This is a genomic window from Caballeronia sp. PC1, from assembly GCF_021353155.1.
Classification (GTDB): Bacteria; Pseudomonadota; Gammaproteobacteria; order Burkholderiales; family Burkholderiaceae; genus Caballeronia; species Caballeronia cordobensis.
Map to the genome: position 1 here is coordinate 288,283 of NZ_JAJUBH010000001.1, position 22,103 is coordinate 310,385.

The 22,103-nt window shown below is 64.3% G+C and carries 24 protein-coding genes; 22 read left to right on the plus strand and 2 right to left on the minus strand.

Annotated elements, in window-relative coordinates:
• The first annotated feature begins 78 nt into the window (after positions 1 to 78).
• From LY284_RS01365 to nagZ, 22 genes are all read left to right on the plus strand, one after another.
• Positions 79 to 708 carry a DUF177 domain-containing protein gene (locus LY284_RS01365; RefSeq protein ID WP_014191966.1) on the plus strand — a complete coding sequence of 210 codons (630 nt, stop codon included), beginning with the start codon at positions 79 to 81 and terminating at the stop codon, positions 706 to 708.
• A 139-nt stretch (positions 709 to 847) separates the two neighbouring features.
• On the plus strand, positions 848 to 1,027 hold the full coding sequence (rpmF, locus tag LY284_RS01370) for a 50S ribosomal protein L32 (RefSeq protein ID WP_014191965.1): 180 nt from the start codon (positions 848 to 850) through the stop codon (positions 1,025 to 1,027).
• A gap of 138 nt (positions 1,028 to 1,165) precedes the next feature.
• On the plus strand, positions 1,166 to 2,317 hold the full coding sequence (gene plsX / locus LY284_RS01375) for a phosphate acyltransferase PlsX (protein WP_014191964.1): 1,152 nt from the start codon (positions 1,166 to 1,168) through the stop codon (positions 2,315 to 2,317).
• Positions 2,317 to 3,306, plus strand: a complete 990-nt coding sequence (locus LY284_RS01380) for a beta-ketoacyl-ACP synthase III (protein WP_014191963.1) — start codon at positions 2,317 to 2,319, stop codon at positions 3,304 to 3,306. Before plsX ends, LY284_RS01380 begins: the two co-directional genes overlap by 1 nt.
• 129 nt (positions 3,307 to 3,435) lie before the next feature.
• A complete protein-coding gene (fabD, locus tag LY284_RS01385; protein WP_041731131.1) occupies positions 3,436 to 4,368 on the plus strand; it encodes an ACP S-malonyltransferase in 933 nt (310 codons plus the stop codon).
• 12 nt (positions 4,369 to 4,380) lie between these two features.
• Complete coding sequence (fabG, locus tag LY284_RS01390; protein WP_014191961.1) at positions 4,381 to 5,121, plus strand: 3-oxoacyl-ACP reductase FabG; 741 nt, start codon at positions 4,381 to 4,383, stop codon at positions 5,119 to 5,121.
• 249 nt (positions 5,122 to 5,370) lie between these two features.
• Positions 5,371 to 5,610: an acyl carrier protein gene (acpP, locus tag LY284_RS01395; RefSeq protein WP_004197638.1), complete on the plus strand. Its 240-nt coding sequence runs from the start codon at positions 5,371 to 5,373 to the stop codon at positions 5,608 to 5,610.
• Positions 5,611 to 5,753: 143 nt separating this feature from the next.
• Positions 5,754 to 6,995 carry a beta-ketoacyl-ACP synthase II gene (fabF, locus tag LY284_RS01400; RefSeq protein WP_014191960.1) on the plus strand — a complete coding sequence of 414 codons (1,242 nt, stop codon included), beginning with the start codon at positions 5,754 to 5,756 and terminating at the stop codon, positions 6,993 to 6,995.
• 31 nt (positions 6,996 to 7,026) lie between these two features.
• Positions 7,027 to 7,482 (plus strand): hypothetical protein, encoded by a 456-nt coding sequence (locus LY284_RS01405; RefSeq protein ID WP_148276055.1) that lies wholly within the window; start codon positions 7,027 to 7,029, stop codon positions 7,480 to 7,482.
• 96 nt (positions 7,483 to 7,578) lie between these two features.
• Positions 7,579 to 8,178: an RNA polymerase sigma factor RpoE gene (gene rpoE, locus LY284_RS01410; RefSeq protein ID WP_008342103.1), complete on the plus strand. Its 600-nt coding sequence runs from the start codon at positions 7,579 to 7,581 to the stop codon at positions 8,176 to 8,178.
• 78 nt (positions 8,179 to 8,256) lie between these two features.
• On the plus strand, positions 8,257 to 8,895 hold the full coding sequence (locus LY284_RS01415) for a sigma-E factor negative regulatory protein (protein WP_041731129.1): 639 nt from the start codon (positions 8,257 to 8,259) through the stop codon (positions 8,893 to 8,895).
• Between the two features lie 4 nt (positions 8,896 to 8,899).
• Positions 8,900 to 9,943, plus strand: coding sequence for a MucB/RseB C-terminal domain-containing protein (locus LY284_RS01420; protein WP_014191957.1), 1,044 nt, complete (start codon positions 8,900 to 8,902; stop codon positions 9,941 to 9,943).
• 21 nt (positions 9,944 to 9,964) lie between these two features.
• Positions 9,965 to 11,500, plus strand: coding sequence for a DegQ family serine endoprotease (locus LY284_RS01425; protein WP_014191956.1), 1,536 nt, complete (start codon positions 9,965 to 9,967; stop codon positions 11,498 to 11,500).
• Between the two features lie 5 nt (positions 11,501 to 11,505).
• Positions 11,506 to 11,778, plus strand: coding sequence for a glutaredoxin family protein (locus LY284_RS01430; RefSeq protein ID WP_014191955.1), 273 nt, complete (start codon positions 11,506 to 11,508; stop codon positions 11,776 to 11,778).
• 125 nt (positions 11,779 to 11,903) lie between these two features.
• Positions 11,904 to 13,694: a translation elongation factor 4 gene (lepA, locus tag LY284_RS01435; protein WP_014191954.1), complete on the plus strand. Its 1,791-nt coding sequence runs from the start codon at positions 11,904 to 11,906 to the stop codon at positions 13,692 to 13,694.
• Between the two features lie 56 nt (positions 13,695 to 13,750).
• Complete coding sequence (lepB, locus tag LY284_RS01440; protein WP_014191953.1) at positions 13,751 to 14,644, plus strand: signal peptidase I; 894 nt, start codon at positions 13,751 to 13,753, stop codon at positions 14,642 to 14,644.
• A gap of 163 nt (positions 14,645 to 14,807) precedes the next feature.
• Positions 14,808 to 15,896 (plus strand): ribonuclease III, encoded by a 1,089-nt coding sequence (gene rnc / locus LY284_RS01445; protein ID WP_014191952.1) that lies wholly within the window; start codon positions 14,808 to 14,810, stop codon positions 15,894 to 15,896.
• Positions 15,897 to 15,954: 58 nt separating this feature from the next.
• A complete protein-coding gene (gene era / locus LY284_RS01450; protein WP_233384180.1) occupies positions 15,955 to 16,854 on the plus strand; it encodes a GTPase Era in 900 nt (299 codons plus the stop codon).
• Between the two features lie 16 nt (positions 16,855 to 16,870).
• The gene (gene recO / locus LY284_RS01455; RefSeq protein ID WP_014191950.1) at positions 16,871 to 17,755 is read left to right on the plus strand and encodes a DNA repair protein RecO; all 885 of its coding nucleotides are present in this window, start codon (positions 16,871 to 16,873) and stop codon (positions 17,753 to 17,755) included.
• Complete coding sequence (gene pdxJ / locus LY284_RS01460; RefSeq protein ID WP_014191949.1) at positions 17,752 to 18,525, plus strand: pyridoxine 5'-phosphate synthase; 774 nt, start codon at positions 17,752 to 17,754, stop codon at positions 18,523 to 18,525. The genes recO and pdxJ overlap by 4 nt, the downstream gene beginning before the upstream one ends.
• Positions 18,526 to 18,536: 11 nt before the next feature.
• Positions 18,537 to 18,950, plus strand: coding sequence for a holo-ACP synthase (acpS, locus tag LY284_RS01465; protein ID WP_014191948.1), 414 nt, complete (start codon positions 18,537 to 18,539; stop codon positions 18,948 to 18,950).
• Between the two features lie 20 nt (positions 18,951 to 18,970).
• The gene (gene nagZ, locus LY284_RS01470; protein ID WP_014191947.1) at positions 18,971 to 19,999 is read left to right on the plus strand and encodes a beta-N-acetylhexosaminidase; all 1,029 of its coding nucleotides are present in this window, start codon (positions 18,971 to 18,973) and stop codon (positions 19,997 to 19,999) included.
• Between the two features lie 52 nt (positions 20,000 to 20,051).
• Here nagZ and LY284_RS01475 read toward each other — a convergent pair whose 3' ends face one another.
• On the minus strand, positions 20,052 to 21,449 hold the full coding sequence (locus LY284_RS01475; RefSeq protein ID WP_233384182.1) for a sigma-54 dependent transcriptional regulator: 1,398 nt from the start codon (positions 21,447 to 21,449) through the stop codon (positions 20,052 to 20,054).
• Between the two features lie 181 nt (positions 21,450 to 21,630).
• Positions 21,631 to 21,972: a BON domain-containing protein gene (locus LY284_RS01480; protein ID WP_014191945.1), complete on the minus strand. Its 342-nt coding sequence runs from the start codon at positions 21,970 to 21,972 to the stop codon at positions 21,631 to 21,633.
• Positions 21,973 to 22,103 lie beyond the last annotated feature (131 nt).

Sequence of the window (22,103 nt, forward strand, 5' to 3'; positions counted from 1 at the left end):
GCCTGGATGCGGCGTCGCGGTGCATACTGAACGCTCACCGGAAGCACTAACCCAAGCAAGGCCCAAGCAGGAGCGCACATGACTCAGAATCCTGGCAAACCTGTGAGCCCCGCCGATCTGCGCGCGCTCGACATTTACGAATTCGCCGAAAGCGGCAGGCAGGCGGCCGGCGCGCTGCGTGTGTCGCAGATGCCGCGCATGTTAGCCGAAGTGCCCGCGGAAGCGCCAGAGCGCGATACCGTGTTCACCTGGCAAGGCGAAGGCTCGACCCAGCCGGAATTGCAGGACGACGGCACGGATGCGCCACAGCCGTATCTGCGCCTCGCGGTGCACGGCTCGATGTGGCTCATGTGTCAGCGCTGTCTTCAGCCGTATTCGCAACATCTCGATGTGGATGCCACCTATCGGATCGTGGCGACGGAGGAAGAAGCGGACGAATATCCGCTCGACGACGATGAAGTGGAAGTGATCGTAGGCTCGCGCCAGTTCAATCTCGTCGACTTGATCGAAGAAGAATTGTTGCTGTCGTTGCCGCTCGTGCCGAAGCACAACGTCTGCCCCGAGGTGCACGAAAGTCTGCTCCCCGGCGGCGAGGGCGAGGCGGCGGAAGGCGGCGAGCAAGAAGCCGAGCAAGATGTGGTAAAGCCGAATCCGTTTGCCGTGCTGGAGAAGCTCAAGTCGAGCGGTCCGGACGGCAAGAAGCATTGATGTAGCGAGGGCGGGGAAGTATCCGCCGAACGCGAACTCCCGCTTCAGGCGGTGGGCCGTGCGGCCCTGAAGTTCCTCCGCGACCGCGGAGATTGACCTCTCCCTGTGTTAGAATTCGCAAAATTTTTCTGGAGTAATCATGGCAGTTCAGCAAAACAAGAAGTCGCCGTCGAAGCGCGGCATGCACCGTTCCCACGACTTCCTGACGGGCGCGCCGCTGGCCGTCGAGCCGAGCACGGGCGAAGTGCATCTGCGTCACCACGTGAGCCCGAACGGCTACTATCGTGGCAAGAAAGTCGTCAAGACGAAGAACGACTAAGCGTTCAGCAGCGCTTGATGCGCCTGCCGGTACCGCTTTGCGGGTGCCCGGGCGCTACTCGCTCTTGACACTTTCCCGGTACGACGAGAAGGCGGCATTTCACTGCCGCTTTTTTGTGCCCGAAATTCGTCGCGTTCCATGACTGTAAAGATAACCATCGACTGCATGGGAGGCGACCACGGCCCGGCCGTGACCGTTCCCGCTGCCGTCAATTTCGTGCGCTCGCATCCCGACGCGCACCTGATGCTCGTCGGTCTCGAGCAGCCTATCCGCGCGCAACTGAAGAAGTCGAAAGCGCTCGACGAGCCTCGCCTGAGCGTCATCCCCGCCAGCGAAGTCGTCGCGATGGACGATCCGGTCGAAGTCGCGCTGCGCAAGAAAAAAGATTCGTCGATGCGCGTCGCGCTCAACCTCGTGAAGGAAGGCGAGGCGCAGACGTGCATTTCCGCGGGCAATACCGGCGCGCTCATGGCGGTTTCGCGCTATGTGCTGAAAACGCTCGCGGGCATCGAACGCCCCGCGATCGCGTTCGCGATGCCCAGCCAGAAGGGCTACACCACGGTGCTCGATCTCGGCGCCAATGTCGATTGCGAGCCCGAGCATCTGCTGCAGTTCGCGGAGATGGGCCACGCGCTCGTGGCGGCGATCGAAGGCCGCGAGCGGCCCACCATCGGCCTGCTCAACATCGGCGAAGAAGTCATCAAGGGCAACGAAACGATCAAGCGCGCGGGCGAGCTGCTGCGCGCGAGCACGCTGAACTTCTACGGCAACGTGGAAGGCAACGACATCTATAAAGGCACGACGGATGTCGTCGTGTGCGACGGCTTCGTCGGCAACGTGGCGCTGAAGACCTCCGAAGGTCTCGCGAAGATGCTCGCCGACATCATCAAGGAAGAGTTCAGCCGCAACTTCGCCTCCAAGCTGATGGCGCTTGTCGCGCTGCCCGTTCTCAAGCGTTTCAAAAAGCGCGTCGATCCCGCGCAATATAACGGCGCCGCGTTGCTCGGCCTGCGCGGGCTCGTTATCAAAAGTCACGGCTCGGCCGAAGCCTTCGGGTTTGAGTGGGCTATCAAACGCGGGTATGATGCCGTCAAAAATGGCGTGCTGGAGCGCCTCGTGCGCGCGATGGAAGAGAACGCGCCCGCTGCGCGCGAGACCGGCACGAATGGCTCCGCGCCCGACGTTCCCGGCGCCGCGGCGCATCAGCCCGCCGCCCCGTCCGCTGCGCAACCCAGTTCGCAGCCGAATCCGCCGGACGCGTCCGGTACTGCGCTACATTCGAAGGCATAATGGCTCAATCCAATCTTTACTCTCGCGTGCTGGGCACCGGCAGCTACCTGCCGTCCGAGCGCGTCACGAATCAGGACTTGGCGGACCGTCTCGCGAAGCAGGGCGTCGAGACGAGCGACGAATGGATCGTCGCGCGCACCGGGATTCACGCGCGTCACTTCGCGGCGCCGAATCAGACCACCAGCGATCTCGCGCTCGTCGCTTCGCAGAAGGCGATCGAAGCGGCCGGCATCGATCCGCAGTCGATCGATCTGATCATCGTCGCGACTTCGACGCCGGACTTCGTATTCCCGAGCACGGCGTGTCTGTTGCAGAACAAGCTCGGCATCAAGAACAACGGCGCGGCCTTCGACGTGCAGGCTGTGTGCTCCGGCTTCGCATACGGCGTCGCCACCGCCGACAGCTTCATTCGCAGCGGCATGAATCGCACGGCGCTCGTCGTCGGCGCGGAAACCTTCTCGCGCATCCTCGATTTCAACGATCGCACCACCTGCGTGCTGTTCGGCGACGGCGCGGGCGCGATCGTGCTGCAGGCGTCGGAAGAGCCGGGCGTGCTGTCGAGCGCACTGCATGCGGACGGCAGCTATTCCGACATTCTCTGCACGCCGGGTAACGTCAACGGCGGCGTGGTCGAAGGCACCGCGTTTCTCCACATGGACGGCCAGGCCGTGTTCAAGCTCGCGGTCAACGTGCTCGAAAAAGTCGCGCTCGAAGCGCTCGACAAGGCGAAGCTCACGCCGGACGACATCGACTGGCTGATTCCGCATCAGGCCAACATCCGCATCATGCAGAGCACCGCCCGCAAGCTGCACCTGCCGGCCGAGCGCATGGTCGTGACGGTGGGCGAGCACGGCAATACGTCGGCGGCCTCGATTCCGCTCGCGCTCGACGTCGCGGTGCGCGACGGCCGCATCAAGCGCGGCGACAACGTGCTGATCGAAGGCGTGGGCGGCGGCTTCACGTGGGGCGCGTCGGTCATCCGCTACTGATCGTTTATCGATTCCCTCTATTCATTCGCAACTGATTCCCCTTCATCGCCGACCCCGCGCGCTCGCATGGCGCGCGGTCCGCGCGGTTCCGTGAAGGCATCGCGGATCATTCCAATCAACGAGGACGATATGAAATTTGCGTTCGTTTTCCCCGGACAAGGCTCGCAGTCGATCGGCATGCTCAACGCCTTCGCCGATCACGCGATCGTGCGCGAGACTGTGCAGCAGGCTTCCGACGCGCTCGGCCAGGATCTCGGCAAGCTGATCGCGGAAGGCCCCGCTGAAGATCTCAACCTGACGACGAATACGCAGCCCGTCATGCTGACGGCGGCCTACGCGATCTATCGCGTGTGGGAAAAGGAAACGGGTCTCGCGCCCGCCATCGTCGCGGGTCACAGCCTCGGCGAATACACCGCGCTCGTCGCGGCGGGCGCGCTCGCGTTCGCCGACGCGGTGCCGCTCGTGCGCTTTCGCGCGCAGGCGATGCAAAGCGCCGTTCCGGTGGGCGAAGGCGGCATGGCCGCGATCCTCGGTCTCGACGACGACACGGTGCGAGCCGTGTGCGCCGAGGCGTCGTCGTCGGGCGTGGTCGAAGCGGTGAACTTCAATGCGCCCGCGCAGGTCGTGATCGCGGGCAGCAAGGCCGCCGTCGAGAAGGCATGCGAAGTCGCGAAGGCCAAGGGCGCAAAGCGAGCGCTGCCGCTGCCGGTCTCCGCACCGTTCCATTCGTCGTTGCTCAAGCCCGCGTCGGATCAGTTGCGCGACTATCTCGCGAAGGTCGAGATCAAGGCGCCGCGTATTCCGCTGATCAATAACGTCGACGTCGCCGTGGTCTCCGATCCCGCCGCGATCAAGGACGCGCTCGTGCGCCAGGCCGCCGGCCCGGTGCGCTGGGTCGAATGCGTGCAGGCGATGGCGAAAGATGGCGTCACGCACGTCGTCGAATGCGGTCCGGGCAAGGTGCTCGCGGGGCTGACCAAGCGCATCGACGGCAATCTCGTCGGGGGCTCGATCTTCGATCCGGCATCGCTCGAAGAGACGCGCAAACTGATCGCTGGATAAAGGACTGACAACATGAATCTGGAAAACCAGGTGGCAATCGTCACGGGCGCGTCGCGCGGCATCGGGCGCGCGATCGCGCTCGAACTCGCGAAGCAGGGCGCAACGGTCATCGGCACGGCGACGAGCGAAAGCGGCGCGGCCGGCATCGGCGAAGCATTGCAGCAGGCAGGCGGAAAGGGCCGCGGCGCGGTGCTCGACGTGACCGACGCGGCATCGAGCGATGCGTTCATCGACGGCATCGTGAAGGAATTCGGCGGCCTGAACATTCTCGTGAACAACGCGGGCATCACGAAAGATCAGCTCGCGATGCGCATGAAGGACGACGAATTCGACGCCGTCATCGACACGAACCTGCGCGCGGTGTTCCGTCTGTCACGCGCCGTGCTGCGCCCGATGATGAAGGCGCGCGGCGGCCGCATCATCAACATCACGTCGGTGGTCGGTTCGTCGGGCAATCCGGGCCAGGCCAACTACGCGGCGGCGAAGGCCGGCGTGGCGGGCATGACGCGGGCGCTCGCGCGTGAAATCGGCAGCCGCGGTATCACCGTGAACTGCATCGCGCCGGGCTTCATCGACACCGACATGACCAAGGTTCTGCCGGAAGAGCAGCGCACCGCGCTCACCGCGTCTATCCCGCTTGGCCGACTGGGCGCGCCCGAAGATATCGCGCATGCTGTGGCGTTCCTCGCATCGCCGTTCGCCGGCTACATCACCGGCACGACGCTGCATGTGAACGGCGGCATGTACATGTAAGGCCTTAATAGGCATTTCACCGAAATTCGCTTAATATCCGCGCCGGGACGGGCGCGCAAAATGCTCGAAAGAGCATCGTGCGCACCGCGCCAGCGCGGCAGTGAAGAATCGATGCGAAGCGGCGGGCGACCTCTTGATGAAGGGCGCCAGACAGCGGAGCATGGAACTGACGCGCCGTATTTTGCGGGTTCAAACCTGATAAAATGCGCGCACTCGTATTTTTGAACTTTTTTCCCCTCGGAGGGCTGCATGGACAACATCGAACAGCGCGTGAAGAAGATCGTCGCCGAACAACTGGGCGTGGCGGAAGCCGAAATCAAGAACGAAGCTTCGTTCGTGAACGATCTGGGCGCTGACTCGCTCGATACGGTCGAACTCGTGATGGCGCTGGAAGACGAATTCGGCATGGAAATTCCCGATGAAGAGGCGGAAAAGATCACCACGGTTCAGCAGGCGATCGACTACGCTCGCGCGAACGTCAAGGCCTGAGGCCGGACGCGCCAGCGACTCATCGCTCAAACAGCTTGATGCATCGTCGCTGCTACCGATTTGACAGCCACAGGGCTCACAGGGTGGTTTCCTGTGGCCGCTGTGGCTTTTGTTTTTCGTCATTCTATGGATAAGGGGTTACCGTGAGCCGTCGTCGAGTTGTTGTTACAGGCCTGGGGCTCGTGTCGCCTGTCGGCAATACTGTTGCCGACGGCTGGGCCAATCTGGTCGCGGGCAAGTCGGGCATCGCCAATATCACGAAGTTCGACGCGACGAACTTCTCCACGCGTTTCGCCGGCGAGGTGAAGGGCTTCAATATCGAAGACTACATGCCCGCCAAGGAAGCGCGCCATATGGATACCTTCATCCATTATGGCTTCGCCGCGGGCGTGCAGGCCATGCAGGACTCCGGCCTCGAAATCACCGATGAAAACGCGGAACGCGTGGGCGTCGTGGTGGGTTCGGGCATCGGCGGCCTGCCGATGATCGAAGTCACGCAGACCGAGTTGCTCAATCGCGGCCCGCGCCGCATTTCGCCGTTCTTCGTGCCGGCTTCGATCATCAACATGATCTCCGGGCACCTGTCGATCCGCTTCGGCTTCAAGGGCCCGAACCTCTCGATGGTCACGGCCTGCACCACCGGCCTGCACTGCATCGGCGAGGCGTCGCGCCTCATCGAATACGGCGACGCGGACGTGATGATCGCGGGCGGCGCGGAAGCGACCGTTTCGCCGCTCGGCATCGGCGGCTTCGCGGCGGCGCGCGCGCTGTCGCAGCGCAACGACGATCCGGCCACCGCCAGCCGTCCGTGGGACACGGACCGCGACGGTTTCGTGCTCGGCGAAGGTGCGGGCGTCATGGTGCTCGAAGAGTACGAGCATGCGAAGGCGCGCGGCGCGAAGATCTACGCGGAAGTGCTCGGCTACGGCATGAGCGGCGACGCGTATCACATGACCGCACCGCCGGAAGACGGCGACGGCGGCCGTCGCGCGATGGTCAACGCAATGAAAAACGCGCGGATCAACGCCGACGAGGTGAACTACGTCAACGCACACGGCACGTCGACGCCGCTCGGCGACATCGCGGAGACGATCGGCATCACGCGTGCGCTCGGCGATCAGGCGAAGAAAGCCGTCGTCAACTCCACCAAGTCGATGACCGGCCACCTGCTGGGAGGTGCGGGCGGCCTGGAGTCGGTCTTTACCGTGCTGGCGATCCACAATCAGGTGTCGCCGCCGACCATCAACATCTTCAACCAGGACCCGAAGTGCGACCTGGACTACTGCGCGAACACCGCGCGGGACATGAAGATCGACGTGGCGGTGAAGAACTCGTTCGGCTTCGGCGGCACGAACGGCTCGCTCGTCTTCAAGCGTCATCAGTAAGCGCGGCGCGCTCGTCATCGGAGGAAACGACATGGCGAGCGCGTTCGTGAACCGGCCGCATGGCGATGCAAACGTCGTCATGCGGCCGTCGCGTTTCCTGGCCGGCGCGATGCTCGCGTTCGCGGCCGTGGCGAGCGCCTCGGTTTTCCAGTGCGTCTTCGCGCACACGGAACACGCCGGGCATGCGGCCGTGGCGTGCGGGGTCACGCTGGCGGCGCTCGGACTCGCGTCGTACCGATGGCTGCGCGCACGGCCAGTCGCCCTCGGTTTGCGTTCGGACGGCCTCACGCTGCGCGAGCGCGGCGGAGCGACGCGCCACCTGCGTATCGCGGGCTACGCACAATGGAGCGACCGCCTGCTCGCGTTCACGCTCTGCGGCGCGCGGGATCGCCGCGAAACGCTGCTCGTGCCGGCCGATTCCATCGATACCGACACTTTTCGCCAGCTCGCCGTACAGGCGCGCCGCGCCGCCGCTTCCCACCTGTAACGACTGTAACGGCGCATGAGCGTTCCGGTAGCCTTACAGGCGGTAACGCTACAATAGCCCTCCGCGCAACTTCCCCAAGCTAATCGGATTTCCCAGGTGAGTGAAAAAGAAATCGACCAATTGCTGGTCGAGCGTGTCCAGAAGGGTGACAAGGCCGCGTTCGAACTGCTGGTCGCCAAATACCACCGCAAGATCATTCGACTGATCTCGCGCCTCGTGCGCGACCCCGCCGAGGTCGAGGACGTCGCCCAGGACGCCTTCATCAAGGCCTATCGCGCGCTGCCCCAGTTTCGAGGCGAATCGGCGTTCTACACATGGCTGTACCGGATTGCGGTCAACACCGCAAAGAATTACCTTGCGACCCAGGGACGCCGCGCACCCACTTCTACCGAAGCCGATGCGGAAGAAGCGGAAACTTTCTCCGACGCGGACCAACTAAGGGATATCAACACACCCGAGTCGATGTTGATGAGCAAGCAGATCGCTCAGACGGTCAACGCTGCGATGGCGTTGCTGCCGGAGGAATTGCGCACCGCCATCACGCTCCGGGAAATCGAAGGACTGAGTTACGAGGAAATCGCCGAAATGATGGATTGCCCCATCGGCACCGTCAGATCGAGAATTTTTCGTGCTCGTGAAGCCATTGCGGCAAAATTGCGTCCGTTGTTGGACACTCCCGAAGGCAAACGCTGGTAGCGGCAATCCACGGGGCAGGGACGCGATATCTGGGTTAGTTGGTGTCACTACGGGGTGGGGTCAAAGATGGGGCGCATCATGGGGTCGGTCTCGATGCAGAATCAAACACAGGCGGGTTCGCGCGGCGAGCGCATGTCGGCGTTCGTCGACGGTGAGTCGCTCGACGAGATTGGCAGCATCAGCCAGTTTCTGGCGGACCTGAAAAGCGACGAACGCGCGGCGTGGTCGCACTATCATCTGATCGGCGACGCCCTGCGCTCCGACGATCTCGCGGTCAGCCCGGCGCGCAGCAGCGCGTTCATGGCCGTATTCTCCGAACGTTTCGAGGCCGAAGCCCACGTGCTCGCGCCGGCGGCGCTGCCCGCGGCGGCCAAGGCGCGCGGCGGCATGTTGCGCCGTCGCGTCATGCCGGCCTTCGCGGTGGCCGCGGCCGCCGCGACGCTGACGTGGATCGTCGTGCCGCAACTGCAGGGCGTGGACGGCCGTTCCGGCACGCAGGTGGCGAGCGTGGCCGTGGCGCCGGCGGATCCGCTTCAGCGCGTCGCGATGGCATCCGTGCCGGCGGCGACCGTGCGCGCGCCGATCGTCGAGGCGAACATCATCCGCGACGCCAATCTCGACCAGTACCTCGAAGCGCACCAGCAGTTCTCTCAACAGCCCATGATGCCTGGTTCCATGCCCTTGATTCGCGCGGCGGCTACATCGCAGGGTCAATAATTTGATGCCGAGTGTGCGGTTGAATAAAACGAACTATTGGGGGCGGCTGCCGGCGTTGATGCTTTGCGCAGCCGCGTTGTTGACGGCGGCATCGGGCGCATTCGCTCAGGGCGACGATCCCGCCGCCGTTCGCAAGACGGCCGCCAGCCTGCTCAACCGCATCCACGAGGCGGCCCAGCAGCAGAATTACGAGGGTACCTTCGTCTATCAGCGCGGCGCGACGGTGCAGTCGTCGCGCATCACGCACGTCGCCACGCGCGGCGACGGTGAATACGAATCGCTCGAAAGCCTCGACGGCGCGCCGCGCAAGATGCTGCGGCACGACGACGAGATGTTCACGTTCGTGCCGGAGCGGCATCTGCTCGTGGTCGAGCATCGGCAAAACCGCGATTCGTTCCCGGCCCTGCTCGCGGCGAGCGGCGATCAGGTGCTGTCCGTCTACGAACCGAAGCTTCTGGGCAACGACCGCGTGGCGGGCGTGGAGAGCCAGGTGCTGGAGCTCGATCCGAAAGATTCCTACCGTTTCGCCTACAAGCTCTGGGCCGATGCGAAAACCGGCTTGCTGATGCGCGCGCAGACGCTCGGTCCGGATGGCCAGGTGCTCGAACAGCTCTCGTTCTCGCAGGTGCGCATTGGCGGCCCGATCGACAAGGCGCCCATTGCGAACGGCATTCGAAGCACGTCGGGCTGGACCATCGTGCGGCCGCCGGTGCAGTCGGTGGACATGGAAGCCTCGGGTTGGCAACTGGCGCCGAATATCGCCGGTTTTCGCAAGATTCGCGAGCTGCGCCGTCCGATGGCGTCGAGCCAGCAAGGCCAGCCGCCGATCCCGGTCGATCAGGCCGTGTTCTCCGACGGTCTCGCCACGATCTCGGTTTTCGTCGAGCCGGTTGAGAAAAATACGCGCAAGGAAGGCGCGGGCAACAGCGGCGCCACGCATGTGCTGGTCAAGCGCCGGGGGGATTTCTGGATCACCTTGCTTGGCGAAGTGCCGCAAGCCACATTGCAGCAATTTGCTTCTACCATAGAATACAAGCCTTCCAAGTAATCCCGTTCCCGGCCCCAACCTATGAGCAACTTCTCGCTGCGCAAGTTCATCGCGGCCGCGGCGCTCGCCGTGTGCCTGCCGTTCGTATCGCATTCTGCGTCGGCGGCGCCCGTGGTGAACTTGCCGGACTTCACGACGCTCGTCGATAAAGTGGGGCCCTCGGTCGTGAACATCCGCACGACCTCGCGCGTCGGTTCCGGCAGCGATCTGCGCGGACTCCCGCCCGGCCTCGACGAAGGCGACATGTCCGAGTTCTTCCGGCGCTTCTTCGGCATTCCGATGCCGGGCCAGCCGCCGCGTGGCGGAGGCGGCGGTGGCGGTGGCGGCGGCGGAAGTCAGGGCGATCAGGGCAAGGGCGGCAGCCGCAACGCGCCTGACGACAACCAGGACAATTCGGAACAAAGCAGCGGCGTCGGCTCGGGCTTCATCCTGTCGACGGACGGCTACGTGATGACCAACGCGCACGTCGTCGACGACGCGGACACCATCTACGTCACGCTCACGGACAAGCGCGAGTTCAAGGCGCGGCTCGTCGGCGTGGACGAGCGCACGGACGTGGCCGTCGTGAAGATCAGCGCGACGAATCTGCCGGCCATCACCATCGGCGATTCGAACAAGGTGCGCGTGGGCGAGTGGGTGCTCGCGATCGGCTCGCCGTTCGGCCTCGACAATACCGTGACCGCGGGCATCGTCAGTGCGAAGGGGCGCGACACCGGCGATTACCTGCCGTTCATCCAGACCGACGTCGCCGTGAATCCGGGCAACTCGGGCGGGCCGCTCATCAACATGGCGGGCGAGGTGATCGGCATCAACTCGCAGATCTATAGCCGCACGGGCGGCTTCATGGGCATTTCGTTCGCGATTCCGATCGATGAAGCGATGCGCGTCGCCGATCAGTTGAAGGCGTCGGGCAAGGTTGTGCGCGGGCGCATTGCGGTGGCGATCGGCGAGGTCACGAAGGACGTCGCGGATTCGCTCGGGCTGCCGAAGGCGCAAGGCGCGCTCGTGTCGAGCGTCGAGCCGAACGGCCCGGCCGACAAGGCCGGCGTGCAGCCGGGCGACATCATCACCAAGTTCAACGGCGTGAACGTCGAGACCGCGACGGACCTGCCGCGCATGGTCGGCGATACCAAGCCCGGCACGAAGACCACGCTCACGATCTGGCGCAAGGGCCAGACGCGCGATCTGTCGATCACGGTTGCAGAAATGCAGCCGGACAAGGTCGCGAAGACCGAGCAGAAGAAGACGCCGCAGCCGAAGGAGCGCGCGAGCAATTCGCTCGGCCTCGCGGTGAGCGACATTCCCGCGGACCAGAAAAAGGCGCTCAAGCTGTCGAGCGGCGTTCAGGTCGATGCCGTGGAAGGGCCGGCGGCGCGCGCGGGTTTCCAGAAGGGCGATATCATCATGCGCATCGGCGATACGGATATCACGAGCGCGAAGCAGTTCCAGGAAGTCGCGCAAGGTCTGGACGCCAGCAAGATGGTCGCGGTGCTCGTGCGCCGTGGCGACAACACGCAGTTCGTGCCGCTGCGCCCACGCGTGCCGGCGCAGAAGTAAGCGCGATGACGTCGAAACAACCGGGCGCGGCTTTCATCCTCTACGGGCGCGCCTGGTGTCATCTGTGCGAAGACATGCGCGCCGAACTGGAACCGATCGCCGCGCGGCATGGCCTTGGCATCGAGTGGATCGATATCGACGAAGATCCGCTGCTGGAGGCGCGCTACGACGAGCGCGTGCCCGTGCTCATGCTCGATGGCGTCGAATTGTGTCAGTACCGGCTCGACATGCGCGCGGTGCATGCGGCGCTGGGCGAGCGGGCTGCGCGCGCGTCGTGAGGCTGTCCGAGCCGAATTCCGCCGGGACACCCCCGTTTTCGGCTAAAATGCAGAAGTTTTCCCCAAATTTTCAAGGCGTGCTCCGCGTTGGTGAGGGCGCGCCTTTTTCGCTTGATCGGCACTGAATGAATCATATTCGTAACTTTTCGATCATTGCGCACATCGACCACGGCAAATCCACGCTGGCCGACCGCATCATCCAGTTGTGCGGCGGCTTGTCCGATCGTGAGATGGAAGCGCAGGTGCTCGATTCGATGGACCTCGAACGCGAACGCGGCATTACCATCAAGGCGCAGACCGCGGCGCTCTCCTATAAGGCGCGCGACGGCCAGGTCTACAACCTCAATCTGATCGACACCCCCGGGCACGTCGACTTCTCCTACGAAGTCAGCCGCTCGCTGTCGGCGTGCGAAGGCGCGCTGCTCGTCGTCGATGCCTCGCAGGGCGTCGAGGCGCAGACGGTCGCGAACTGCTACACGGCGATCGAACTGGGCGTGGAAGTCGTGCCGGTGCTGAACAAGATCGACTTGCCCGCGGCAAATCCCGAGAACGCGATCGCCGAGATCGAGGACGTGATCGGCATCGACGCGACCGACGCCGTGCATTGCAGCGCCAAGACGGGCCTGGGCGTCGCGGACGTGCTCGAATCGCTCATCGCGAAAGTGCCGCCGCCCAAGGGCGATCCGGACGCGCCGCTGCAGGCGCTCATCATCGATTCGTGGTTCGACAACTACGTCGGCGTCGTCATGCTGGTGCGCATCGTCAACGGCACGCTGAAGCCGAAAGACAAGATCAAGATGATGGCGACCGACGCGCAATACCCGGTCGAAAATCTCGGCGTGTTCGCGCCGAAGTCGACGAGCCTGCCGCAACTGTCGGCGGGACAGGTGGGCTTTGTGATCGCGGGCATCAAGGAACTGACGGCCGCGAAGGTGGGCGACACCGTCACGATCGCGAACCGTGCCGCTACCAAGCCGCTGCCGGGCTTCAAGGAAGTGAAGCCGCAGGTGTTCGCGGGTCTGTATCCGGTAGAAGCGAACCAGTACGACGCGTTGCGCGAATCGCTCGAAAAGCTGAGGCTCAACGACGCCTCGCTGCAATACGAGCCGGAAGTCTCGCAGGCGCTCGGCTTCGGTTTCCGCTGCGGCTTCCTCGGCCTTTTGCACATGGAAATCGTGCAGGAGCGTCTCGAGCGCGAATTCGACATGGACCTCATCACCACCGCGCCGACGGTGATCTACGAAGTCCAGCAACGCGATGGCACGACCATCTCGGTCGAGAATCCGGCGAAGATGCCGGAGCCGCAGAAGATCGAGGAAGTGCGCGAACCGATCGTCACCGTGAACCTGTACATGCCGCAGGAATATGTCGGCTCGGTCATCACGCTGTGCACGAACAAGCGCGGCTCGCAGATCAACATGCAGTACCACGGCCGTCAGGTGCAACTGACCTACGAAATCCCGATGGCGGAAATCGTGCTCGACTTCTTCGACCGTCTGAAGTCCACGTCGCGCGGTTATGCGTCGATGGACTACGAGTTCAAGGAATATCGCGCGGCCGACGTGGTCAAGGTGGATATGCTCATCAACGGCGACAAGGTCGATGCGCTGTCGGTCATCGTGCACCGCTCGCAGAGCCAGCATCGCGGCCGCGAAGTGGCGGCGAAGATGCGCGAGCTGATTCCGCGCCAGATGTACGATGTGGCGATCCAGGCGACCATCGGCTCGAACATCATCGCGCGCGAGAACATCAAGGCGCTGCGCAAGAACGTGCTGGCCAAGTGCTACGGCGGCGACATCTCGCGTAAAAAGAAGCTGCTCGAAAAGCAGAAAGCCGGCAAGAAGCGCATGAAGCAGGTCGGCTCGGTCGAAATCCCGCAAGAGGCTTTCCTCGCGATCCTTCGTGTCGACGAATGACGCCTGCGCCCTGAGCCAGACAACGGGCAAACAACGATAACAACCGGAAGCGATTGATGAATTTCGCATTGATACTTTTGATTCTCGTCGTCTTGACGGGTATTGCATGGGTGCTCGACAAGCTAGTGTTTCTGCCGCAGCGGCGCCGCGCCGCCGAGGCCGCGGTCGTCGAGTTCGATCGCCAGCAGGAACGCGTAGGCGAGCGTTTCGCCGATGAAAACGCCGCGCAGACGCGCGCCCGCCTGCGCGATGACAAACTGCGCCAGCCGTGGTGGCTCGAATACACGGCGAGCTTCTTTCCGGTGATTCTCGCGGTGTTCGTGGTGCGCTCGTTCATCATCGAGCCGTTCAAGATTCCGTCCGGCTCGATGGTGCCGACGCTGCTCGTCGGCGACTTCATCCTCGTGAACAAGTACGAGTACGGCCTGCGTCTGCCGATCACCAACACCAAGATGACCAACGGCAGTCCGCTCAAGCGCGGCGACGTGGTCGTGTTCCGCTATCCGAAGGACGAATCGGTCGATTACATCAAGCGCGTGATCGGCCTGCCGGGCGACACCGTCGCGTACGAAGACAAGAAACTCACGATCAACGGCAAGCCCGTGCCGGAAACGCCGCTGCCGGACTATTTCGACGACGAGCGCATTGGTTATGCGAAGCAGTTCGAAGAAGATCTCGACGGCCGCAAGAATCGCATCCTGAACAATCCGCAGGTGCCGCCGTTCATCGTGGGCGCCGACGATTTCCCGTTCCGCGACAACTGCAACTACAACGCACAAGGCGTAACGTGCAAGGTGCCGCCGGGCAACTACTTCATGATGGGCGACAACCGCGACAACAGCGCGGACAGCCGCTACTGGGGCTTCGTGCCGGACAAGAACATCGTCGGGCGCGCGTTCTTCATCTGGATGAACTTCAGCAATCTGAAGCGCGTCGGCTCGTTCGAGTGACATGCATCGCCGGCTCGTCTAGAGCAGGACAGCCGGCGCTGCTCATGATTAAAACAAAGCTTCGAAACGGCGTGAAGAAGCGCGGCTAACACCGTCTCGCCACGCGTTTTCCGGCGCCGACCGGTGGAATCGTCCGCGTTCGCGCCCGCGTTATACTCTCTCCATGCCATCCTCTCCGTTGGAAAGCCGGCTGCGGTACGAATTTCGCAATGCGGAATTACTGCGCCAGGCGATGACCCACCGCAGTCACAGCGCCACGCACAATGAACGGCTCGAATTTCTCGGCGATTCCGTTCTAAATTGCGTGGTGGCCGCGCTTTTGTTCCAACGATTCGGAAAACTCGACGAAGGCGACCTGTCGCGCGTGCGCGCGAATCTGGTCAAGCAGCAGTCGCTTTACGAGATTGCGCAGGCGCTGAACGTGTCCGAAGGGCTGCGACTCGGCGAAGGCGAGCTGCGTAGCGGCGGTTTTCGCCGTCCGTCCATTCTGGCCGACACGCTCGAAGCCATCTTTGGCGCGATCTTCCTCGACGGCGGTTTCGACGCGGCGTTCACGGTCATCAAGCGGCTGTACACGCCGGTTCTGGATCACATCGATCCGCGCACCATCGGCAAGGATGCGAAGACGCTTCTGCAGGAATATCTGCAGGGACACAAGATCGCGCTGCCGACTTACACCGTCGTCGCGACGCACGGCGCCGCGCACAATCAGCAATTCGAAGTCGAATGCGCGGTGCCGAAGCTCGACGTGAAGGTGTCCGGCTCCGGCGCAAGCCGTCGCGCGGCGGAGCAGGCCGCGGCCAAGAAGGCGCTCGACGAGGTCATGGCGGCAGCCCCGACGCTCGGCGTGAAGCCGAAGCGCAAAGGCGCGCGCGCGGCGAAGCTCTCGGAATTCGAAGTCGTGCCGGGCGTCACCGGCATTCAGGCCGCGCTCGATCTGCGCTCGCCCGACCGGCGCGAGCGTCATCATGGCCCGCACGGCGCACAGCCGGGCACGCCGGAACGGCCCGCGACCGCACCGCTCGCGGTGATCCGCGCGACGCACGTCGAACCCTCGGTGGGCGCGTATGCCGCCGCCGACAAACCGGAGCGCGCCGTGATCCACAAGCCGGAGAAAGCGCCGAAGAGCGAGCCGGCACAGCCCGCCCCATCGGCTGAACGCGGCGCCGAGAGCGACACGGACACGCGCAACGGCGCAAGCCCTGACGCGCCCGCGGGCCGCATCGTGCGCGCCGCCGACGCGGGTCACTGACGCGCGCCCCGCGCCCATCGCGCATTCGCGCCCCAACGATTTCTTGCCGCACACATCTATGAACGCTCCTACTTCCTCTGGTTTCCGTTGCGGCATGGTCGCGATCGTCGGCCGGCCTAACGTCGGCAAGTCGACGCTGATGAATGCGCTCGTCGGCCAGAAGGTGAGCATCACGTCGCGCAAGGCGCAGACGACGCGCCACCGCATCACCGGCATCAACACGCTGGACGACGCGCAGTACATCTTCGTCGATACGCCCGGCTTCCAGACGCGCCATAGCGGCGCGCTCAACCGCTCGCTCAACCGCGCGGTGACGTCGACGCTCACGTCCGTCGATGCGATTCTCTTCGTGATCGAAGCCGGCCGCTTCGGTCCCGACGACCAGAAAGTGCTCGACCTGATTCCGGCCGGCACGCCTACGCTTTTGATCGCGAACAAGCTCGATCGCGTCGGCGACAAGGATTCGCTCTTTCCTTTCATGCAGCAGATGTCGGGCTTGCGCGATTTCCGCGAGATCGTGCCGCTCTCGGCGAAGCATCCCGACGACGTCAAGCGGCTGATGGCGGTCTTGAAGCCGTATCTGCCCGAAGGCGAGTTGATCTACGGCGAGGACGATCTCACCGACCGCAGCGAGCGCTTTCTCGCCGCCGAAATCTTGCGCGAGAAGGTGTTCCGCTGGACCGGCGACGAGTTGCCGTACACGAGCACGGTGCTCATCGACAAGTTCGAAACCGAAGGGCGTCTGCGCCGCGTGTTCGCCACGATCCTCGTCGACCGCGACATGCACAAGGCGATGATCATCGGCCAGAAGGGCGCGAAGCTGAAGCAGATCAGCACCGAGGCGCGGCTCGACATGGAGAAGCTCTTCGACGGTCCCGTGTATCTCGAAACCTTCGTCAAGGTGAAGAGCGGCTGGGCGGACAACGAGGCGGGCCTGCGCGCATACGGCTACGAGTAATACATCGACCGAACCCATGGACGACGGCCCGAACGACGCCCGGATGATGCCTCCCGCCGACGATCGTCCTGACGACGATTTCGACGCGAGCGAGCGTCCCGTTGCGCGGGCCGCGAAGAAGCGCGCGCGGGCGGTGTCCTCGCCGGTTGCGGCCGAGGGCGAGCGCGCGCCGAGAAGGCCGCGCTCCGAGTTTCGTATCGCCGAGCAGCCGGGCTTCGTGCTGCACAGTTATCCGTATCGCGAGACGAGTCTCATCATCGATGTGTTCTCGCGCGACTTCGGGCGCGTCGCGCTCGTCGCGAAGGGCGCGAAGCGGCCGCATTCCGCGCTGCGCGGCGTGTTGCAGACGTTTCAGCCGCTCGGCCTCTCGTGGTCCGGCAAGGGCGAAGTCCGCACGCTGACGACAGCCGAATGGGTCGGCGGCATGCTGCCGCTCGCCGGCGACGCACTGCTCTGCGGCTTTTACGTGAACGAGCTGCTGGTCAAGTTCTGCGCCCGCGACGACGCGCATCCGGCGCTCTTCAATCACTACGTCCTCACGCTGTCGCGCCTCGCGCACGACGAGCCCGCCGTGCAGGTGCTGCGTTCCTTCGAGCGCGTGCTGCTGCGCGAAACCGGCTATGCGATGAATCTCATGCGCACCGTCACGCGCCAGCCGGTCGTGCCCGAAGGGCGCTATGTCTTCGATCCCGACCGCGGCGTGCGCGAAGCCGCCGACGATCTTCATGTGCAATGGCCCGTGATGTCGGGACAGACGCTCATCGACATGGAGCGCGACGATTACACGAATCCGCAGACCGCCGCGCAGAGCAAGACGCTGATGCGCTTTCTGCTGAACCACTACCTGGGCGGCACGCCGCTCGCTACCCGTCAGATACTGATCGACCTGCAAAAACTATGAGCTTCTTTCTCTCGTCGCCTGCGAGCGTGATCGATCTGGGTGTCAACATCGATCACGTCGCCACGTTGCGCAATGCGCGCGGCACGTCCTACCCCGATCCGATCCGCGCGGCGCTCGCTGCCGAAGAAGCCGGCGCCGACGCCATCACGCTGCACTTGCGCGAGGATCGCCGTCATATCGTCGATGCCGATGTGCGCACGCTGCGCCCGCTCCTCAAGACGCGCATGAATCTCGAATGCGCGGTGACGCGCGAGATGCTCGACATCGCGTGCGAGATCAAGCCGCACGATGTGTGTCTCGTGCCGGAGAAGCGCGCCGAACTGACGACCGAAGGCGGCCTCGACGTCGCCGGCCAGTTCGAGGCGGTGAAGGCCGCATGCAGACAGCTTGCGGACGCGGGCGCGCGCGTGTCGCTGTTCATCGATGCGGACGAAACGCAGATTCGCGCCGCGCAGGAAGCGGGCGCGCCGGTGATCGAACTGCACACGGGCCGCTATGCCGAAGCGCACGACGAAGCCGAACAGCAGCGCGAGTACGAACGTGTCGCGACGAGCGTCGATTTCGGCAATTCGCTCGGCCTCAAGGTCAACGCGGGCCACGGCCTGCATTACACCAACGTGCAGGCGATCGCCGCGTTGCCGGGCATCGTCGAGCTGAATATCGGGCATGCGATCGTCGCGCATTCGATTTTCGCCGGCTGGGACAACGCCGTGCGCGAGATGAAGGCGATCATGGTCGCCTCGCGCCTCGCTTCCGCCGGCATTCGCTGAAAGCGCGCGCCATGGCCATCTACGGAATCGGTACGGACATCGTGCAGGTGAGCCGCGTCGCAGCGGTGATGAGGCGCACCAAGGGCCGCTTCGCCGAAAAGGTGCTCGGCCCCGATGAATTGCGCATCTATCACGCGCGCAACGCGCGTTCCGAAGTGCGCGGTCTCGCGTTTCTCGCGACGCGCTTTTCGGCCAAGGAAGCGTTCTCGAAAGCGATCGGCCTCGGCATGCGCTGGCCAATGACCTGGCGCGCGCTGCAAACGCTCAACGAACCGAGCGGCAAGCCGATCTGCGTGGCATCGGGCGAGCTGAAGGAATGGCTGGAGGCGCGGAACATGACGTCGAAAGTGACGGTCACAGACGAACGCGATTACGCGGTGTCCTTCGTGATCGTCGAAGCGCCTGAATCCACCTCCAACACATAACGAAAACTCAATTGAATCCGATGAAACGCACTCCCGGCCCCGTCATGTACGACGTCGCCGGCACGACGCTCTCCGACGCGGATATCGAGCGCCTCACGCATCCGATGACCGGCGGCATCATTCTTTTCGCGCGGCATTTTCAGGACCGCGCGCAACTCGTCGCGCTGACCGATGCGATCCGGGCGGTGCGCGACGACATCCTGATCGCCGTCGATCACGAAGGCGGCCGCGTGCAGCGCTTTCGCACCGATGGCTTCACGGTGCTGCCCGCGCCGGGCAAGCTCGGTGAACTGTGGGACCGTGACGTGCTCGCCGCGACCAAGACCGCGACCGCGTTCGGCTATGTGCTCGCGGCGGAGTTGCGCGCGTGCGGCATCGACATGAGCTTCACGCCGGTGCTGGATCTGAACTACGGACAGTCGAAGGTGATCGGCGACCGCGCGCTGCACGGCGATCCGCGCGTCGTCGCGATGCTCGCGAAGAGCCTGAACCACGGTCTCGCGCTCGCGGGCATGGCGAACTGCGGCAAGCACTTTCCCGGTCATGGATTTGCCGAGGCCGATTCGCACGTTGCGCTGCCGACCGACGATCGCCCGCTCGACGACATCCTCGCCGCCGATGTGCGCCCGTACGACTGGCTCGGCCTGTCGCTGGCGTCGGTGATTCCGGCGCACGTCATCTACACGCAGGTCGACGACAAGCCCGCCGGTTTCTCGCGCATCTGGCTGCAGGACATTCTGCGCGGCAAGCTCGGCTTCGACGGCGCGATCTTCAGCGACGATCTCTCGATGGAAGCCGCGCGCGCAGGCGGCACGCTCACCGAGGCCGCGACCGCCGCGCTGAGCGCGGGCTGCGACATGGTGCTGATCTGCAATCAGCCGGAGGAGGCGGGCAAGGTGCTGGAGCAGTTGCGCTACACGCCGTCGAAAATCTCGCAGCAGCGCTTGAGGCAGATGCGCCCGCGCGGCAAGGCGTTGCGCTGGAGCAAGCTCCAGGCGCAGGCCGAGTATCAGGCGGCCCGCGCGCTCATCGACGACATGTTGCGGTAAACGAACAACGCCACGGAATCCGTGGCGTTGTCGCTTGTGGCAGCGGCAAGAATCACGACGATTCCAGCTTCATTCGCTGCAGCTTGTTATAGAGCGTCTTCGGGCTGATGCCGAGCAGCGTCGCCGCGCGATGACGCGTGCCGCCCACCGCTTCGAGCGTCGCGCGGATCAGCATGTCCTCGACGTCCGCGAGCGCGGTGCCGACCGTGACCTGCACGCTGCTGCCGTTCAGCCCGCGGCCGCCGAGTCCGCCCGGCTCGTCGACGCGCAGCGTTTCGATCGTCTCGCCCGAGGCGTGATAGGCGCGCCGCACGCGCTCGCGCATCTCGCGCACGTTGCCGGGCCATTCGTTGGCGATGCATTCGCGGATGAACGCCGGGCTGACGCGCTTGGGCGACCCGCTCGTGATGCCCGCGATGTGATTCTCGCGATTCAGTTCATCGACGAGCGTTTCGGCGATCAGCGCGATGTCGTCGTCGCGCTCGGCAAGCGGCGGCAGCATGATCGACGACGCCGACAGCCGCTGGAACAGGTCCTCGCGCATCGCGCCGCTCGCGACGGCTTCGCGGATCGGCGTGCGCGACGCGGCGATCAGGCGGAAGTCAGTCATGATGCGATTGCTGCCGCCCACGCGCATGAAGGTCTGCGAATCGAGCGCGCGCAGGAGCGCCTCCTGCTGCGCGGCGGGCAGCGAATCGATCTGATCGAGAAACAGCGTGCCGCCGCCCGCCTGTTCGAGCAGGCCCGGCTCGCGATTCTCCGCGCCCGCGAACGCGTTGCGCTCGTGGCCAAAGAGAATGCTTTCCATCGTGCGCTGCGAGCCGTCGCTGGCCGCGCGGTGCGCGGAGCAATCGAACGTGACGAATGGCCCCTTGCGGCGGCGGCTCAGCTGGTGGATCGTGCGCGCCGCGATCTTCTTGCCCGTGCCCGGATCGCCGCAGATCAGCACGGCGGCTTCCGTCGGCGCAGTGTGCTCGATCAGATCGTAGACGTGCTGCATCGCCGCGCTGCGGCCGATCATGTCGCCGAAATGGCCGAGTTCGCGCAGCGTGGAGCGCAGCGCCTGAACCTCTTCGGTCAGCTCGTAGGGCCGGGGAATGCGCGCGAGCAGGCTGCGCAGACGCGGAATGTTCACCGGCTTCAGCAGATAATCCCAGATGCCGTGGCGCAGGCCTTCGATCGCGCTTTCCACCGTCGCGTTGCCGGTCATCACGATGACGGGCAACGCGCCGTCGGGCGGTTGCGACGGCAGGCTCGGCAGCAGATCGAGACCGCTGCCGTCCGGCAGATTCAAGTCGATGAGCACGACATCGGGGATGAAGCGGGTCAGTGCGGAGCGCGCCTCGGCGAGCGTCGTCGCGGTATCGACGGAAAAGCCGTCTGCCGTGAGGATCGCGGACAGGCCGGAGAGGCTATTGGGATCGTCTTCGACAATCAGTGCGTGTGGCATGGCGGACCAACGTATCAAAGTGGACTGTATTGCGCCGTCGCTCGTCAGGCTCCGGCGTCTCGTGGGCGGGAAGGGCCGATGCTTCGAATAGGCGCACGTTCCGGCATGGGCGCCCGACTGCATTCCCGCTGCGGTTGTTGTCCTGCGTCACTCCTCGTTCGTCATCTGCGCTGCAAGCGCGTCATTGCTGCCTGAGATGCAGTTCGTTGCTGACCGATTGCACGCCCGGCACGCCGCGTGTCACGGCGAGCGCCTTTTGCATCTGCGCCTCCGAATCCACATAGCCGGACAACTGCACGGCGCCGCGATACGTCGCGACGCTCATCGGCAAGGCTTTCAGTCCCGGGTCCGCGACGAGCGCGGCTTTCACGCGAGCGGCAAGCGCGGCGTCGTCGTTGGCGATCTCGCTCCCCGTGTTCGCCGATGTCGCCGGCGCGGACTTGCATCCGCTGAACGCGAGGGCGGTCGCGGCGAGCGCCGCAACGCCAAGAAGCCGGCTTACGATGAAAGGCATGTTTCGCATGTCGGTTCCGAAATCTTGATCCGCATTACGAGCAGAAATCGTGCCAAGCAGTTAATTTTTCCGATGGATGCGATCCGCGCGGGCCGGGCGCGGTTTCATCGGTCGTTTGGCATCGAAAGAGAACAGGGTGG